Source organism: Streptococcus sanguinis, assembly GCF_019928825.1.
Taxonomy (GTDB): Bacteria; Bacillota; Bacilli; order Lactobacillales; family Streptococcaceae; genus Streptococcus; species Streptococcus sanguinis_L.
The window spans coordinates 66,456-83,610 of record NZ_JAHZOP010000005.1 but is presented as its reverse complement, the minus strand read 5'-3'; the positions used below and the strand labels follow the sequence as shown (position 1 = coordinate 83,610).

The window sequence follows — 17,155 nt, the reverse complement described above, 5'->3', positions numbered from 1 at the left end:
CCAGCATCAGAACGGTTTTCCTAACTTTTTGTGCAGAGCAAGTACTCTGCGAATCCTAACTTTTTCTTTAATAATTTTTTATTGATTTGCTTCAGCGCCCTGTTGAACAGCATTAGCGATTTCAAACATTGGCAACATAACAGAGGCAACGATTCCCCCAATGATGACCCCCATGAAGATGATCATGGCTGGCTCCAATAGTGAGAGCAATTGCTTAATAGCTGCTTCAAGCTCTTCTTCATAAAAATCTGATGTTTTATTGAGCATGGACTCCAGAGACCCAGACTCCTCACCGATCTTGACCATGGAGAGCATCATAGGCGGGAAGAGACCTGTCGAGGTTAGCATACCTGTCAGGCGTTCCCCTTTTTGCAGACCTTCATTGGCGATTCTCAGCTTGTCAATAACAACAGCGTTATTGGTCGTTGCGGCAGCTGAATCAATGGCCTCTACCAGAGGGATACCCGCACTGGTAAGAGTAGCCAAGGTGCTGGCGAAACGAGCAGTGACAATCTTCTGCATCGGTCCTTTGACGACTGGCATCTTGAGCTTAAGCTGGTCCAGTTGGTAGCGTCCTGCCTCAGTACTGCGATAACGCAGGAAGAGGAAGACTAGAAGCCCAACCCCTCCAAAGAGGATATACCAGTAAGATTGGACGAAGTTACTAGCTGCCAAGACGATACGTGTTGGCAAAGGTAATGCTACACCACTCTGCTCAAAGATTCCCGAGAAGTTGGGGATGACGACATAGAGCAAGACCAAGGTGGCAGCTACTGCCAGAAAGGCAAGGACCGCTGGATAGATCATGGCTCCGCGAATCTGGCGACTTGTCTTGAGCTCCTTATTATAGTGCTCAGACATTCTTTCCAGTACCTCGTCTAGCTTACCAGTCTTTTCACCGGCCTGTACCATACGGATCAAGAGGTCGGGAAAGAGACCATTTTGCTCGATTAGAGCCTTGGACAGCTGATTCCCTTCCTTCAGGCCTTTACTGATAACCTTCAGACTTGCCTTCAAGTTTTTGGCATCTGTCTGCTGCTCTAAGATATCCACTGCATTGTTGAGCGGGATACCCGAGTTTAACATAACCGACATCTGCTTACAGAAGAGCGATATGTCCTTGAGCTTGATCTTCTTGCTTTGGAAAAGGTGGATCTCCTTAGAGCCCATGACCTTTTCTTCGACACTGATTGGCTTCCCTTTGAGACGAATCCGATTGACGGCGTCTGTCCGGTTAGGAGCGTCCACCTCTAGTGTGACGACTCCTTGCCTAGTGTCTAAGTATTTACAAACATATACTGTCATGCTCTAGTACCCCACTATTCCTAGGGATTTTTCGACTTGAGCGCGATCCACTGAGTAGGACAGCAGCGTTCTTTGATCGATGACATTGCGACGGTAGAGTCCCATGAGCGAAGTGTCCATGGTAATCATGCCTAGCTGAGCCCCTGTTTGGATTGGCGTCAGCAGCTGGTGGGTCTTCCCTTCGCGAATGAGGTTGCGAATAGCGGGTGTCCCCAGCATGATTTCAAAGGCAGCTACACGCCCCTTGCCGGTCGCTGTACGCATAAGCTGCTGCGATACAACTCCTTCCATAACGGCAGAGAGCTGTACGCGGATTTGCTCCTGCTGCTCGGCTGGAAATACGTCGATAATCCGGTCCATGGTGTTTACGGCACCGACCGTGTGGAGGGTTGACAGGACTAAGTGACCTGTTTCCGCCGCACGCAGGGCGATTTCAATCGTTTCCTTATCCCGCATCTCACCGACTAGGATGACATCCGGGTCCTGACGAAGGGCACCGCGGAGGGCATTGCCGAAGCTCTGCGTATCCGCTCCCAGCTCACGCTGGTTGACCAAGCACTTATTGTGCGTGTGCATATACTCGATCGGATCTTCAATCGTGATGATGTGCTCGTCCCGCAAGCTGTTCATGTAGTTAATCATGGTTGCCAGGGTCGTTGACTTTCCGCTTCCTGTTGGTCCGGTAACCAATATTAGACCCCGGCGTTTCTCAGCTAGCTTTTTGATAACTGGTGGCAATCCCAGAGATTCCATAGATGGAATATCCTTGGGAATGACCCGCAAGGCAATCCCGCAGTTGTTTTTCTGCTTAAAGATATTGACCCGCAAGCGATAGCCATTATCAACCTCGTAGGCACAGTCCACTTCACCGACTTCTAAAAGATGAGCAATCTGCTTCTCATTTAAAATATGCTTGGTGAAGCGAACCGTGTCTTCGTTGGTCAAAATTGTATTGTTGAGTTGTGTTAACCTCCCGTGCAGACGCATGGTTGGCTCAGCGCCAACCGTGAAGTGGATATCTGATGCACCCGCTTCAATCGCCTGCTTAATTAACTCATCCAAATTCATCCTAAACTTCCCCTTCTAGACTAAAGGCAATCTTCATTGCTTCTTCAATCGTTGTAGTCCCCTGTTTTGCGATATCAATGGCCTCCTCCGCCAAGTCTCGCATACCATTTTTCTTAGCTTCTGCTCGAAGCTGCGCTGTTGTTCCACCATCATTAATTAGTGATTTAATCTCCCTTGTCACTGCCATGATTTCGTGGATAGCTATACGTCCATAGTATCCCGTACCGCTGCAGTAGTTGCAGCCGCGTCCGCGATACAAGGTGTCTCCCTTGTGAATACCGATACCTGCATGTTCATTTGTTTCTACAGTATATTCAGTCTTACACTTAGGACAGATGCGCTTAATCAAGCGCTGTGCGATAATACCGACAGTCGCCGTTGAGACCAGATAAGGCTTGATGCCCATATCGACCAAACGGTTGACTGTACTAGCTGTGTCATTGGTGTGGATAGTCGAGAGAACGACGTGACCAGTGATAGCGGCCCGAACCGCGATACTAGCTGTCTCTTCGTCCCGAATCTCCCCCAAGAGAACGATGTCCGGGTCCTGACGCAGGATACTTCTCAAACCACTCGCGAAGGTCAGTCCAGCTTTGTTATTAACCTGAACTTGGTTGACCCCTTCCAATCGGTACTCAACCGGATCTTCAACAGTGATGATATTTTTTCCTACATCATTGAGCTCACGGAGCGCTGTGTAGAGAGTGGTCGTCTTTCCGCTTCCTGTCGGACCAGTCAGCAAGATAATGCCTTCTGGCGCCTTAAGAATATCTTCAAAGAGCTTCTGATTGGTTGGCGAGAATCCCAGCTCCTCTTTACTGAGGAGAGTTGCATTCCGGCTCAAAATCCGAATAACAATTTTTTCACCGAATACAGTAGGCAAGACTGAAACCCGCATATCGACTTCTTTGCCGTCGATGGTTGTCTCAATCCGTCCATCCTGAGGAATCCGTCGCTCGGCAATGTCCAGACCACTCATGATCTTAATCCGTGTCGCAATGGCTGAGTGAGCATTGGCTTTCAACTGCATGTTTTCCACCAAGGTTCCGTCAACCCGAAAACGAACACGAACAACTTTTTCAAAGGGCTCAATATGGATATCGCTGGTCCGCGTCTTGATTGCCTGACTGATAATCGAGTCAATCAAACGCACAACCGGAGCATTTTTGATTTCGAGATCTTCTTCAACGATCTCTTCATCCACATTAAAACCTTCGATTTCGGTCGCTGCCTGTTGGGCTTCTTCTCCTTTGGAATAGTATTGATCGATATACTTCTCAATATCATCCCGAAAAGTTACATAAGGTTCTACCGCCATCTTAGAGACGATTTTAACGTCATCTAGGGCGATATAGTTGCTTGGGTCTGCCATCGCAACTATTAACTTGGGTTCTTCTCCCTCTTCCCCATCTGTGAAAGAGATCGGAATCAATCCATGACGTTTAGCAACTTTTTCTGAAACCTTCTCGACAGCTTCCTTTTCTATCACAAACTGTGATAGATTGACATGAGGTACACGATAGTAGTAACTCATGACTTTCAGCATATCTTCTTCTGTCACATAGCCCTTGCTGATTAGATATCTCTCTAACTGCATGTTTGATTGTGGCATATCTTGAAGAATTTCTTCTTTTTGAGCTGCCGTTATCAGATTGAATTGAACCAATATAGCGATTAGTGCCATTTGTTTCTCCTGTCTGTGATTTTTTGTAAAAATCCTTCAATTCTTTCTATGCGTTATTAGATAACAGCTTTCTTAAAAAAATCTCCCTCGCTTAAAGTTTCCTTTAAGGTTTCTTTAAGCTTTTTAAGTTAGGCTAGTACATGGAAAATTTACCAATAGAACCAAACTTAATGTTTTAAGTTAGATGCTTTGAGCAGTATCTCCATTTGATAAACCTAGCAAACAGTCCTTAAAACAATCCTAGGATTGATAAGGGGCGTTTTAGATTTGTCAAAAGGGGCGCAAAAAAGCAGATGCCAAAAACATTTGTTCTTGCGTTCTTAAATACTATACAAAGCAAGTTCTCTTGCAAAATTTCTCATGCTTTGAGATTTAGGTTAAACCGTGTGTGTGTGAAGTTGGTTTAACTCAAATCAGCAAGCAGCCAGTGCCATAAGATAAGAATTCTTGTCTTATGGTTTTTCTTTTTACCGATATGCATATTTGGGTAGGAAATGCTAGGAACAAAAGCTTTATTTGCTTTAAAAAACATTTACCTATCACAGTATATGACATAATTGACATCTTGTCAATAAGTTTGCATCGAAAAAAATGATTGCATTTAAAAAAATGTTTAATTTTGATAAAAGCTTGTTATATCAACGTTTCTAACGTTTTTTTAATGACTTTTTTTTCTTTCGAGGTTTAAAAAAAGCAATTTTTCAAGGGAATTTCTCCCCTTTACTGCTTCTTTTTCAACCTTCAAATGGACAGTGTGACAGCATCTGTCCTCTTTTAATCGGTAGTCGATATGCTTAGGAAAGGCGCTTCAGGACAAGGCTTAGCAAGCTTTGCCTGTTTCTTCCTACCCAATAGTATATGCTACAGAAAATGCATTGTCAATACATTTGCATTTTATTAGATGTAAAACTTCTCTAAAAATGTACAATGTAATCAGCTTGTCTATTTTTTATAGAAAAACCACAAAATCAAAAAGCTAGAATTTTCAGACAGGGAAATAGAGGAATTAAATAAGAAGAAAATCGTAAAAATAGAACCAGTTAATTGATGAAAATTAGACTGCAAAACAAAAAAACAGCCCGATATATCGGACTGCAGAGATATAGTTTATAGTAGTACTATTTAAGTATGAGGTTTTAAATCGCCCTCTCCACCTATGCACCACTCTTCATGTTCTTCCAAGCTGCTATCCGTCTGGATAGTGATTTTGGTAATACCGTAAGCTTGCAATTCTTGACGCAGGGTGGCTTGGGTCTCGGCCAGAAGCTCTGGATTTTCAAGACAGATATGGATCATGGCAAATTTTTCCAAACCGTCTGTGGTCCAGACATTGAGCTGAGTAATAGCCTGAACGTTTTCAACCGCCAGAATTTCCTGATAAAGCTGGCTCAAATCAATATCGCTTGGGATATGATCCAGAAAAATCTTGATGTTTTCCCAGAACTTAGGCAGGGCCTTGCTGACGATGAAGCCTGCAATGAGCAGGGAAAGCAGCGGATCAAGAAAATACCAATCGGTAAAGCGCAAAACGATGGAGACTAGAATAACAGCCACCCAGCCCAGAATGTCCTCTAAGAAATGGAGACTGAGAATAGACTCATTATGACTGTGTCCATGCCCATGACCGACCACCTTGCTGGCTGCTAGATTGACTATAATGGCAAAGATACCCAGCACCAGCATGCCGTCATAATTGACCTTTTCAGGCGCAAAGACCTTGGGTACATTTTCGATAATCACCAAAGCCGAGCCGACCAGCAAGATGACTGAGGTCAGCAGGGCTCCCAAAAGACTGTAGCGCTTATAGCCCAGAGTGTATTTCTTGTCTTCTTTTTTATTAGAAATTTTTTCAAAAAGGGTGGAAAGTCCGATGGCCATCGCGTCTCCTGTGTCGTGCACAGCATCGGCTAGTACAGCGCTGGAATTGAACATAAAGCCAAAGATAAACTCAAGAATGGCAAAGGAAAAGTTTAATAGAAAAGCAATAGTCATATTTTTACTAGATTTCACGGCAGCCTCCTTTCAGTTTGGCTAAATTTATAGTATAATGTAATCAAAACGGAACACCTTGTTCAGTTTTCTTCATCTTTATTATCCCTTATTCTCAGAAAGGAAACAAGAAGCAATTGAGGGGCTTTGTCCGTTACTGAACAATCCTGCTCTTTTGTTCCGAAATGCTATGGACAGACGAGTCAAGAAATCACGCGCAGCTATTTACCAAGCTTTTATCAGCCTGCTGCATCAAAAAAGTTATGAAAGCATTACAGTGCAAGAAATCATCGACCTGGCAGACGTTGGCCGGTCGACTTTTTATGCCCATTTCGATACCAAGGAAGCCTTGCTAGAGGAGGTTTGCCAAGACCTCTTTCAGCATACCTTTCTTGAGCGCGACGACGGCAAGGATCTCTTTGAAGCAACCGCCCATATTTTCAAGCATTTCCAAAAGAATCAGGACAAGATTGCGACCTTGCTGCTTTCGAAAAATATCTATTTCACCAACCGCTTAAAGATTGAGCTGGAAAACTATCTCTTTCCAATGATTCAGGAACAGCTCCTGCAGAAAAAATCTCAGCTGCCAGAGCCTTTTCTGAGAAATTATGTGACTTCTACCTTTGTGGAGACAGTCAGCTGGTGGCTCCAGCAGAAGAAAACATTACCAGAAACAGTTATCAGCCAGTATTTTCTGAATTTGATGGACTGATTTTATTTTGATATTTATATAGGAGGAAACTTCACTTTATGAAAAAGCAACATTCGAAATTTTTACTTCCAGGCATTCTGATGGTGGGGGTTGTCCTACGGGCGCCTTTTGCAGTGCTGCCTGTTGTGCTGAGTGATATTGCTAAGGGACTGCAAGTTCCCGTCAACTCACTGGGACTGCTGACTAGCCTGCCCTTGATCATGTTTGCCCTCTGCTCAGCCTTTTCCCCACGCCTAGCTCAAAAGGTCGGTCTGGAAAAGCTCTTTACCATAGCCATGATTGTGCTGACCCTGGGCTCTTTTATTCGTATCTTTAACCTGACTCTACTCTATGCAGGTACAATCATGCTAGGGGCTGCCATCGCTGTCTTAAATGTGCTCTTGCCCAATGTCATTCAGGCTAATCAGCCAGAGAAAATTGGATTTCTAACCACACTCTATATCACTTCTATGGGACTGGCCATCTCAATCATGTCTCCCTTGGCTGCACCTATTGTCCGCTTAGCCGGCTGGAAAGGACTGATTCTCGTCCTGACCCTCATCTGCTTACTGGCTTGCTTGGTGTGGATTCCCAACAGCCGCCACAATCACAAACTGACTAGTAAAAATCGCGAGCAGCAAATGGGGAGTCTGCTAAAAAATCCTAGAGTATGGGCTCTGATTGTTTTCGGTGGCCTGCAGTCTTTACTCTTTTATACGGCTATCACTTGGCTGCCGACTCTTGGTCAGTTGGCAGGACTCTCCGATGATGCTACTGGTTTCTTGGCCTCTGTCTTTTCCTTTATCAGTCTTCCTCTGGCTATGACGATACCTAGTCTGACAACGCGTCTATCCGCTAAAAAACGCTTAGGGATGATTGCTCTCTTTTCTGCAACCGGTATGGTTGGTCTGGGTATGCTGCTGGTAAAGACAGATTCCTTTGTCTACTGGCTCATCCTCAATCTGCTAATCGGTATGTCCGTCAGCGCCCTCTTCCCCTACCTCATGGTCACTTTCTCGCTGAAAACCAGTACTCCTGAACAAACCGCTCAGCTATCTGGCTTAGCCCAGACTGGTGGTTATATTCTGGCCGCCTTTGGTCCTAGCCTCTTTGGATACAGCTTTGATTTATTCCATTCCTGGACTCCAGCCATCCTCATTCTCATTGGTCTGGCTGCCATTGTGACGCTAACACTCTTTTACATTGAGAAGTTTGACAAGATCTAATATAGACGAAAAAACGCTTAGAAATCCTAAGCGTTTTTGCAATAGTTGAGACACTCTTCCAGGTCCACATCCCGCTCTAAGTGCTCTGGTGTCCAAGGAATCAAGATATCCGGTTCAACTCCCCTGTCATTCATGCCCTTTCCTTGATCAATTCTAGTGTCACGTGAAGTGGGAAACAGGAGCTCATAGTCACCAAAATCCTTCACGCAGCAATTGGAATAATCTAAAATTCCCATAGTCGGACGCCCTAGGACCGTAACCTTGGGCATCTTTTTCATAGTATCAACAAAATTATCACCTGAAGACCCACAGGTAACATCTGCTAGTACAAAGACTTTTTCAGGTCGAGCTAGGCCTAGGACGCCTGGCAGAAAGTTTTGATTGCTATCCTCATCGCCATAAAGGACATAACCTTTTCCCCGATTCTCTTCCAACTCTTTTAGAAATTCTTTGAGAATCTGGTGAGTTTCTGCTGACAAGTTTGGATCTTCTAGGATATTTTGCATCAGTTGCTGACGCAAATCAACATTTCTATCAGTATAGAGAATCTCCATCCCATCATCGCTTGGTAAATCTAAGTCACTGAAGGACTTTCCCTGAGGGAGAGTATATTTGAAAAGTGGATAATAAAGTGAGTCCGTCCCGCCATAATTGACTCGAACATCAATGATTAAATACTTAGCCTGCTCAATAGCTGCTTGACTGTCTGCATATAGCTGACTGATAACTGCCTCATCTGTAAAATCTTCTAACTTGAGATAAACGATGTCCTCAGAAAGATTGCGCCATTCAAACTGTGGTGACTTCTTTAGGTGAGCGGTCGGCTGAACATGCAGTTGCTCTTTCTTGCCATTACGTACTACTGTAACTTCTCCGGCATGCTCCACAAAGTAAGCCCACTCCTTGTGCTGTCGCTCTGGTGTGGAACTGACAAAATAATCCTTGTGTTCTTGATAAACCTGAGGCAAGGCTTTCCCATCTAAGGCTAGAATCTGGTCTCCACGTTTCAGCCCCGTATCGCTATTTGCCTGCAGGACGTAGAGGCAGTCTTGGTAGTATCTCAGTTTAAAGCCGGGCGGTTGCGTTTCCTTAAGTCCAAACCAAACATGAGACAAAATTCCAAAACTGGCTATATAACAATGCATCTGGTAGAGAAAGTCCTCTTGGCTCATCTGGTCTGTGATACGCGCTCGATATTCTTCGGGATTTGCACCCATGATATCTTTCTTTGTAGAGGAATCCTCTCGCATAATTTCTACGACTTGCTCAAAAATCTCTGTTTTCTTCATCTTTTACTCCTTCTTCCAAGTATCCTCGTCATCCAGCAGGCCTCGCTTGGGCATTTTTGAGACATGCCGATTGCCGGCCACATAAAAGCCTAAAGGCTCCTCCCGCCAGGCATCTGTGCAGGTCACGCCAATCCGCGAACGACTGGCAATCTGATTCGGAGTCAGGTCATGGGCTAATTGCAGACTGGAGGTCGCTAAACTCTGTCCATCAAAGCGCTTATCAATCCCAGCATACATGGTCAGCTTGCCAGGGCCGTTAGCTATAAGACGGCCATCCGGCAGCTCCAAGGCTCGAATCAGTACGGCTTCGGCCACATTTTCAGCCTTGGTCACCAGATTCAGCATCTGATAACCATAAATCTGATAAACATACCAGTGACCTGCTGGCAGATACATGGATTCATTCTTAGGGGAGCGGCGCCCTCCAGCCGAATGGCAGGCACTGTCTTGACTTCCCAGGTAGGCTTCTGTTTCGACAATTCGGCCTAGCTTCTGGCCATTTAGAATCAATTGCATACCTAGCAAAGCTCGCGCTGCTGCAACTGTGTCTGTCTCGATTAGTTTCTGAAAATCTCTTGATAACATAGGTTGATTATAGCATGATTTCTCCATTTACAGAGGAAAAGAAATGTTGCAAAAATGTTATTTTTCTCCTTCTCATAAACTCGTTATTTGTTACAAAAAGATTACGATGTAAACAGCCAAAAAATCGTGGAAAAGCTTATAAAATCTATTTTTTGTCTAATTGCATTGCATATATTTTGTAACATTTTTATTAACAGAGTATGTTATTTATGTATCAATCCAGTTTTTCATTGCTTCAAATGAAATATTTGTTTAATATTATACTAGAAGGAGGGGTAAGATGAAAAAATTATCTAAAATTTCTTTATTTTTATTACCACTAATTGCACTTTTCTTTTTAGCAGCTTGCGGAAATTCTGCGGATAAGAAGACTGAAGAAAGCTCAAGTTCCAGCTCAAGCGTATCTTCTTCATCTAAAGCTAAGACAAGCTCTAGTAGCACATCTGAAGAAAGCGGCAGTGCCAAAGTCAACGTAAACGGCGGTGATACTAGCGTTAATGTAAATGGCGATGACGAAAGCGGCGATGCTTCTGTCGAAACTAACGGAGACGGTAGTGCTAATGTACAAACTGACAACGCTGGTGTTAGCGTAAATGAAGATGGCGTTCATGTTCAAGGCGGCGGTGTTGATGTTAAGGTCGGCAGCGATGGATCTGTCAATATCCAAACACCTTAATTGAAAAAAGCCTTTCGATTATTATAATTCATAAAAACCGAGTTTCGCTCGGTTTTTTGATTTTCTCCAATGTATTTTTCAAAAAACTTATAAATCATTAAATAGACTTGTAAAAACTTATTTCTTATGTTATACTCTATTTAGAAAAGCAAGGAGGGACAAGCATGTACCAAGAACAACGCTTAGCTGAAATCTTAGAGCTCTTAGCTGAGAAAAAACAGCTGTCAGCCAAGGATATGATTGAACATTTTCAGGTCTCTAAAGATACTATTCGGCGAGATTTTTCGATTTTAAGCGAGCGTAGGCTTGTGCAACGCACCCACGGAGGTATTATCCCACTGGATACTAGCCGGCAAATCCCGTCCTTTAACGATCGCATCAACCAACTAAGTCAAGAAAAAAAGGCTATTGCTCAAAAGGCCCATGACTTTCTCAAGGCAGGGCAAATAGCTTTCTTTGATGTCTCAACCATCGTTCTCCATCTGGCTCAGCGCATCAAGGAGCCTATGACAATCTACTCTCATTCTCTGGATAATGCAATCATGCTGAGCAGTCAGGACAAAGTGGACTTTCACCTCTTAGGCGGAAAATTTTATCCCAAAAACCGATTCTACTACGCGCTCAATGAAGCAGAGCTGCTGGAGCAAATTTCCTTTGACATTGCCTTTATAGGGGCAGCCAGTGTCTCTGACGGTCTGGTCAGTTTTGAAGACGAGTCTGATGCTCACCTGAAAAGACTGGCTTTAAAACACGCCAAGACTAAAATCCTGCTGGCTGAGCAAGACAAATGGCAGAAAGAGTCCAAGTACATCCTGGGTCCTGTCAGCGGCTTTGACTACTGGATTACGGACCAAGAGCCCAGCCCTGAAGTCCAAGAATTAATCGGAGACAAGACTAAAATAATTTATTAAATCGATCCATTAGACACATAGGAGGATGAGCTATGATAAAACAAGCGATTCGTCTGATTATCAGCGATATTGACGGTACCATTTTGGACGACCAGCACCAAGTAGATTCTGAGCTCAAGGACATGATTCCCCTGCTAAGCCGAGAAAAAATCCCTTTCGTTCTCGCTTCTGCTCGCTCTCCTCTAGGCATGGAGCCGATTGCCCGTGAGCTGGGGCTGGGAGATAATCCGCTGGCCTGCTACAATGGCGCTCTGGTCATCAAGGGTGATCCGCAAGCTTACGAGACCATTATTGAGCATCCTCTGGACAAGAAAGAAATCCGCACTTTTCTAGAGCTGGTCAAGACTGAATTTCCTAGCGTGTCCATCAATCTCTATTCTGGTAAGGATTGGATCGCTAATCGTCTAGATAAATGGGTGCAGATAGAGGCTGAGATTACAGGTGAGCAGCCGATGATTCAGAATGTGTTAATGCCAGTGCTGGATGTTCTAATGCCTGCTCACAAGTTACTCCTCATTGATGAAGCGCCTATCATCCTGAAACTCCATGACTACCTGCAGACTTTAGACTTTCCCAAGACAGCCTTCTACCTCTCTAAGGACAACTACATGGAAGTCACAGCCAAGCATGTCTCCAAGGAGCAAGCCTTATACGAAATTGCCCAGCACTACCAAGTGCCTCTAGAGCAGGTTATGACAATCGGAGACAACTTCAATGACCTTCCTATGCTGCGCCTGGCTGGACTTGGAGTCGCTATGGGCAATGCCCCCGAAGCAGTCAAAACCGAGGCAAAAGCCGTCACCAAAAGCAACAATGAGCACGGAGTTGCAGAAGCTGTAGAAAAGTATGTTTTGATATAACGCAAAAAATCTGCTCAAGGGCAGATTTTTTTATTGATGATAATCATAAGCCAGGCGAGGACTGCCGTCAGCCACATAAATAATGCCGCACTCCCTAAAGCCGTAGTTCAGCACTGCTGCCTGCATAGGCTGATTGTCCGCATGGGTATCGATTCGCAAGTAGGGAATCTGCTGGCAGCAAAAATCGAAGACCTGACGGGATAGACCTCTAACTTGGCCATTTGAAGCGATGCGGTGAATGGTGCCGTAAGGCTCTGCAAAATGCCAGCTACCCTTTTCGATGACCTGATAGGTCGGGTCTTCTCCAATGATAAAGGCAAAGGTACCAACCGGCCGCCCTTCTTCCTCGACAACAAAGGAGTGGCCAGTCGCAATGTCATCCTCAATCAAGCTCGCGCTGGGATAGCCTCCATCCCACTGAGTCGGATTGCCTTGGTCTTTCATGAACTGACGAGCCACATCATAAATCCCCATAATGGCTGGGATATCTTCTAATTGGGACAAACGAATATTCATCTTTCCTCCTTTATAAAAATAAGGCTGGAAAGTCCCAACCTTATTTGAATTCTTCTGGTTTGCCAGTATACTGAGACCATTCCTTGCTAAAGAAGCGGTCATTGATCTGGTAGTTTGGCGCCGGCTGTGGATTGGCTACAAAAGGATCAACCGCCTTGTCAAAGGCCAGCCAGCCATTCCAGCCCATGTGAATAGTGTCCTGCATGAAGTAAGGCTTGTCGCCGTCCTTAGAAAAATCAGCAATGTTAGTAAAACCCTGACTTTCCAGCTGGTAGCGAATCTTGGCAACCGTCCGCTGGTACATTTCTGGACTGAGTCCTGTATACTCCATCCACTTAGAATTAACCGGTGGAATGATGAAGATGACATTAGTCTTTGACTTGGCGAACTGATCCAGAACCAGCTGCAAGTCGTTGTACTCAGGGGACTTTTCATAAGATTGCTTGGTTTGAAAACCTCTGAGCTTGGCAACCTTGCCGGCCAGACGGGTCTTGTAAAATTGATTGTCTATGCCGAATTGATTGTTACTGGTCTTCTTCCTGGCCTCTGCTGTAGCAATCTCTTCCAAAGCCTGATAGGAGAAGATGTCTGGCAAATCAGCCATATAAGGCAAAATTCGCTGATCATAATTTTCATTATTAAGGGCAGCAAAGTTGCTAAAAAAAGCATCTTGGCGCTCATTAAGATGAGCCATCATCTCAATATGACGCTCTTCAAAGCTGCTCAGCTTTTTACCTTCAGACAGCTTCTGCACGCTCTCTGCCATAGCGACATCTGGATAGAGCTGCAGGAGGCGCTGGGCTGCATATTGCGCCGCCGCATCTCCTTGCTGCTGGGACAGATAGGCCGTCAGCTGATCACTGTTGAAGTACTGCTGAAAGGCCGAAGCATCATAGCCAGTCTTGGTAAACCACTGGGGCGACACTACATAGACCGCCGTTTGCCCCTCCAGCTCAGAGGACATCTGCTGCATACCAAAGTACTGATTAAATGATGCTGCTCCGCGCTGGCCTAGAAAATAAGGCCGATAGGAGCGGTCGTACTTCTCAGCAAGGACTGCCGGATGCATGCTATCAAAGCGCAGCCATTCACTAGAGCCAAAGAAGGGAACAAAGCGCATCTTCTTATCGGTCAAGGCTGTCACCTTCTTGCTGCGGCTCTTGAAGTTTTCTGCTGTCAGGGTCACTGCCGAGCGCTTCTCTGCTTCTATATCATGCTTTTTATCAAGCGGATAGAAGAAAAAGAGCAGGGCAACCATGGCCATGGCGCAGAAAACCGGCCCCAGAATCAGCCAGAGTCGTTTAAGCATTGCGAAGCTCCGTCACGCCTTCAACGATTTTATTGGCTGTGTTCCAGTCATCGCGGCCAAACTCTGACACTGGCACGCGAATATCAAAACGGTTTTCCAGCTCAACAATCAGCTCGACCGTTCCCATACTGTCTAGGACACCAGCGTCAAACAAATCCTCGTCCATCATGTCTGACACATCTTCCATAAATAGTTCTTCAATAATTTCAATTACTTCTGTTTTTATATCCATTTTTCTTCCTCATTCATTTTTATTTTTTAAACCAAAGCTCATTTAAAAATCCAGAAAAGATCAAAAATGAGAACATAACTGCGTGAAAGGTCACCACAACTCCCAAAGCTTGAGTCCATTTATTGTCTGGCAGAGGCGGAAGTCCCTTAGCCTTGCGCTCTTTGTTTAGCGTTTTCTTCTTGCGCAGCCAGGCATCATTGACGACCAGACCAGCTCCATGAAAGAGACCGTAGGCGATATAGTACCAGGTCACACCATGCCAGAAGCCCATAATCAGCATGTTGATCAGATAGGCCACACTAGAGGTCGTGTTGCGGTTTTTAAAGACCTTATTGCGCATCAGGACCATGACCAGCCGCATAAAGACAAAGTCACGGAACCAAAAAGACAGACTCATGTGCCAGCGATTCCAGAATTCTTTCAAATCACGAGAGAGAAAAGGCTTATCAAAGTTGATAGGGCTCTTGATTCCCATGAGGTTGGAAATAGCTAGCGCAAACATCGAATAACCGGCAAAGTCAAAGAAGAGATCCAGACCAAAGACATACATAACGCCCAGAGTTCCCAGATTAAAGAAACCGCCGGTATAGAGAGCATAGGTCTTGACATGACCCAGCAAGAGATGTCCAAAGATATGTGCTAGGATAAACTTATAAAGGAAGCCTAGCATGATATACTTGACAGACTGCTCCAGCATATCCAGCAGCTCATCGCGCTCAGGAATGTTCAAATAGTCTTCATTGAAACGCTTGAAACGATCAATAGGACCGCTTGAAAAGGTCGGCATGAAGAGCAGGAAACGCAAGAACTCCCAGAGCGTGAACTCTGTCAGAACCCCATCGCGCATCTCAATCATCATCCCTACCGAGCGAAAGGTCAGATAAGAAATCCCCAAAAAGCCAAAGAGAGACTGATGACCGCTGATCGCGGGCTCTACCTTGACAAGCACAAGCGGCAGAACCGCCAGCAAGGTATGCAGATAAAAGATCCACTTGCTGTCCCGCGACCGGCGATAGAGCTTGTATGAATAAACCCAGACTATCTGCCAGATGACATAGCCTAACAAAGCACAAAGCTGCGCCAGACTGGGACCTGTCAGCATCAGGACGATAAAGACCAAGCTGACCAAGGCTTCATAAAGGGGGAAGCGTTTCTTAAAGAAAAGACCAACAAAGATTGGCAGAACTGCTAGAACGATATAGACAAAGTAAACTGGGTTGCCGTAGGGTTCCAAGTGAGGCAGCTGTTTCAAGAAATCCATCATCGTTTATTGACCTCGCTAATCAGCCCCTTAATGTCAATCTTGCCATTCGGAGTCAGAGGCAGGGTCTCTCGATAGAGAAACTTGGATGGCATCATGTAGGACATCATGATATCCTGCAGATCTTCCTTGATTGCCTTGGTAATATCGATTTCCCGCTCAAACTGCTTAGCCACACCGTCTTTGAGAATGACATAGGCCAGCAGATTTTGGACCTTGTGGTCCTTGTTGTAGCGGGGCACAGCCACTGCAGATTCAACGTATTTCGATTTGTTCAGGTTCTGAGACACATCCTCCAGCTCAATACGGAAACCATTAAACTTGATCTGGAAGTCCATCCGGCCGCCGTAGAGCAGCAAGCCTTCATCTGTCATCGAGCCGACATCTCCTGTATGATAGGCTGGCAGACCTTCAAATTCAAAGAAAGCCTCCGCTGTCTTCTCAGGATTATTCAGATAGCCTTTGGATACGGCTGGACCGCAGACGATGATTTCTCCCTGCTGGCCATTCGGTACCTTCTGCCCTTCTTCGTCAATGACAAAGGTCGGAGAGTCCGCCTTGGTATAGCCAATCGGCAGGCGCTTGCAATTCTGCAGCATCTCATCTGTCACTGCTACTGCAGACAGGGCTACTGTTGCCTCAGTCGGACCGTAAGCATTGATAATGCGAGCTTGAGGGAAGCGATCGCGCAGCTTCTGAGCTGTCTTGACTGTCAACTCCTCACCGTCAAAGTAGAAATGCGTCAGCTGAGGCAGCTTTTGGCTGTTAAAGTCATCCGACAGCAAGGCCATGTCCGCAAAGGAAGGTGTCGAAGTCCAGATAGCAATAGGCAGACTGAGAATCGTCTCAAACAGCTGCTTGAAATCCTGAGTCACTGCCGAAGGCAGGGCAAAAAGAGTCCCTCCCAAGGCCAAAGTCGGCGCCCAATACATGACTGACAAGTCAAAAGAATAAGGAGGCTGAGCCAACATTTGAGGACGCTCCGGAGTCGCAAACTCCTTATCCGTAATCATCCAATTCGTAAAGCTGAGCAAATTATTGTGGGAAATCTGCACTCCCTTAGGTTTGCCAGTCGTTCCTGATGTGAAAATGATATAGTAGTTATCATCTCCCTGAACTGGATGGCTAAGCTCATAGGATGCTCCCTCTCTGAAAGCTGTCTGAACTTGCTCCGCACTGAAAATAGGAGCTGTCACATCTGCCAGTGGAAAATCATTGATGGCAATAATCAAGCTTGGCTCAGCAACTTCCACAATCGCTGCTACGCGCTCTAAGGCTGAATGACTGTCGATAGGAATGTAGGCATGACCAGACTTGGTCAAGGCCACAAAAGTAGCCAGCATTTCGTATTCCTGACCGCCAAAGACTACAACCGGAGACTTGTCAGGAAGTCCCAAACGGTCAATCTGAGCCGCCAACGAATCGGAATCCTTCTTTAAATCACCATAAGTATGAACTTGACCTAAAATATCATAAACCGGAAAATCCGGCTGCACCTGAGCAAAATGCTCAATCGCTTCAATCATATCATGTATCACTTTATTTGACATTGT

General features: G+C 45.2%; 16 protein-coding genes. 5 read left to right on the top strand and 11 right to left on the bottom strand.

Annotated elements, in window-relative coordinates; genetic code table 11:
- Window positions 1-78 precede the first annotated feature (78 nt).
- From K1J09_RS10380 to K1J09_RS10365, 4 genes are all read right to left on the bottom strand, one after another.
- Window positions 79-1,305 carry a type II secretion system F family protein gene (locus K1J09_RS10380; RefSeq protein ID WP_223323905.1) on the bottom strand — a complete coding sequence of 409 codons (1,227 nt, stop codon included), beginning with the start codon at window positions 1,303-1,305 and terminating at the stop codon, window positions 79-81.
- 3 nt (window positions 1,306-1,308) lie between these two features.
- Complete coding sequence (locus K1J09_RS10375; RefSeq protein ID WP_002899359.1) at window positions 1,309-2,373, bottom strand: type IV pilus twitching motility protein PilT; 1,065 nt, start codon at window positions 2,371-2,373, stop codon at window positions 1,309-1,311.
- A 1-nt stretch (window position 2,374) separates the two neighbouring features.
- Window positions 2,375-4,057, bottom strand: a complete 1,683-nt coding sequence (locus K1J09_RS10370) for a GspE/PulE family protein (protein ID WP_002899594.1) — start codon at window positions 4,055-4,057, stop codon at window positions 2,375-2,377.
- Window positions 4,058-5,179: 1,122 nt separating this feature from the next.
- Window positions 5,180-6,067 (bottom strand): cation diffusion facilitator family transporter, encoded by an 888-nt coding sequence (locus K1J09_RS10365; protein ID WP_223323906.1) that lies wholly within the window; start codon window positions 6,065-6,067, stop codon window positions 5,180-5,182.
- Between the two features lie 169 nt (window positions 6,068-6,236).
- On the opposite strand from K1J09_RS10365, the gene K1J09_RS10360 reads away from it, so the two are divergent.
- Both K1J09_RS10360 and K1J09_RS10355 read left to right on the top strand, forming a co-directional pair.
- On the top strand, window positions 6,237-6,758 hold the full coding sequence (locus K1J09_RS10360) for a TetR/AcrR family transcriptional regulator (RefSeq protein ID WP_223323907.1): 522 nt from the start codon (window positions 6,237-6,239) through the stop codon (window positions 6,756-6,758).
- 38 nt (window positions 6,759-6,796) lie between these two features.
- On the top strand, window positions 6,797-7,963 hold the full coding sequence (locus K1J09_RS10355) for a CynX/NimT family MFS transporter (RefSeq protein WP_223323908.1): 1,167 nt from the start codon (window positions 6,797-6,799) through the stop codon (window positions 7,961-7,963).
- A gap of 26 nt (window positions 7,964-7,989) precedes the next feature.
- Here the strand turns inward: K1J09_RS10355 and K1J09_RS10350 are convergent, their stop codons facing one another.
- Both K1J09_RS10350 and K1J09_RS10345 read right to left on the bottom strand, forming a co-directional pair.
- Complete coding sequence (locus tag K1J09_RS10350; RefSeq protein ID WP_223323909.1) at window positions 7,990-9,252, bottom strand: S41 family peptidase; 1,263 nt, start codon at window positions 9,250-9,252, stop codon at window positions 7,990-7,992.
- Between the two features lie 3 nt (window positions 9,253-9,255).
- Window positions 9,256-9,837, bottom strand: a complete 582-nt coding sequence (locus K1J09_RS10345; RefSeq protein ID WP_223323910.1) for a DNA-3-methyladenine glycosylase — start codon at window positions 9,835-9,837, stop codon at window positions 9,256-9,258.
- 280 nt (window positions 9,838-10,117) lie between these two features.
- On the opposite strand from K1J09_RS10345, the gene K1J09_RS10340 reads away from it, so the two are divergent.
- From K1J09_RS10340 to K1J09_RS10330, 3 genes are all read left to right on the top strand, one after another.
- Complete coding sequence (locus K1J09_RS10340) at window positions 10,118-10,513, top strand: hypothetical protein (protein WP_002907568.1); 396 nt, start codon at window positions 10,118-10,120, stop codon at window positions 10,511-10,513.
- 164 nt (window positions 10,514-10,677) lie between these two features.
- A complete protein-coding gene (locus K1J09_RS10335) occupies window positions 10,678-11,424 on the top strand; it encodes a DeoR/GlpR family DNA-binding transcription regulator (protein WP_223323911.1) in 747 nt (248 codons plus the stop codon).
- 32 nt (window positions 11,425-11,456) lie between these two features.
- Window positions 11,457-12,284, top strand: a complete 828-nt coding sequence (locus K1J09_RS10330; protein ID WP_223323912.1) for a Cof-type HAD-IIB family hydrolase — start codon at window positions 11,457-11,459, stop codon at window positions 12,282-12,284.
- A 30-nt stretch (window positions 12,285-12,314) separates the two neighbouring features.
- On the opposite strand, the gene K1J09_RS10325 is transcribed toward K1J09_RS10330, so the two are convergent.
- From K1J09_RS10325 to dltA, 5 genes are read right to left on the bottom strand one after another with little or no spacing between them, the layout of a single operon-like run.
- Window positions 12,315-12,800, bottom strand: coding sequence for a GNAT family N-acetyltransferase (locus K1J09_RS10325; protein WP_223323913.1), 486 nt, complete (start codon window positions 12,798-12,800; stop codon window positions 12,315-12,317).
- Between the two features lie 40 nt (window positions 12,801-12,840).
- Window positions 12,841-14,109: a D-alanyl-lipoteichoic acid biosynthesis protein DltD gene (gene dltD / locus K1J09_RS10320; RefSeq protein WP_223323914.1), complete on the bottom strand. Its 1,269-nt coding sequence runs from the start codon at window positions 14,107-14,109 to the stop codon at window positions 12,841-12,843.
- Window positions 14,102-14,341 carry a D-alanine--poly(phosphoribitol) ligase subunit DltC gene (dltC, locus tag K1J09_RS10315; RefSeq protein ID WP_002899374.1) on the bottom strand — a complete coding sequence of 80 codons (240 nt, stop codon included), beginning with the start codon at window positions 14,339-14,341 and terminating at the stop codon, window positions 14,102-14,104. The genes dltD and dltC overlap by 8 nt, the downstream gene beginning before the upstream one ends.
- Before the next feature lie 19 nt (window positions 14,342-14,360).
- The gene (dltB, locus tag K1J09_RS10310) at window positions 14,361-15,605 is read right to left on the bottom strand and encodes a D-alanyl-lipoteichoic acid biosynthesis protein DltB (RefSeq protein WP_125382987.1); all 1,245 of its coding nucleotides are present in this window, start codon (window positions 15,603-15,605) and stop codon (window positions 14,361-14,363) included.
- Window positions 15,602-17,152, bottom strand: coding sequence for a D-alanine--poly(phosphoribitol) ligase subunit DltA (gene dltA, locus K1J09_RS10305; protein WP_223323915.1), 1,551 nt, complete (start codon window positions 17,150-17,152; stop codon window positions 15,602-15,604). Before dltA ends, dltB begins: the two co-directional genes overlap by 4 nt.
- Window positions 17,153-17,155: the final 3 nt, after the last annotated feature.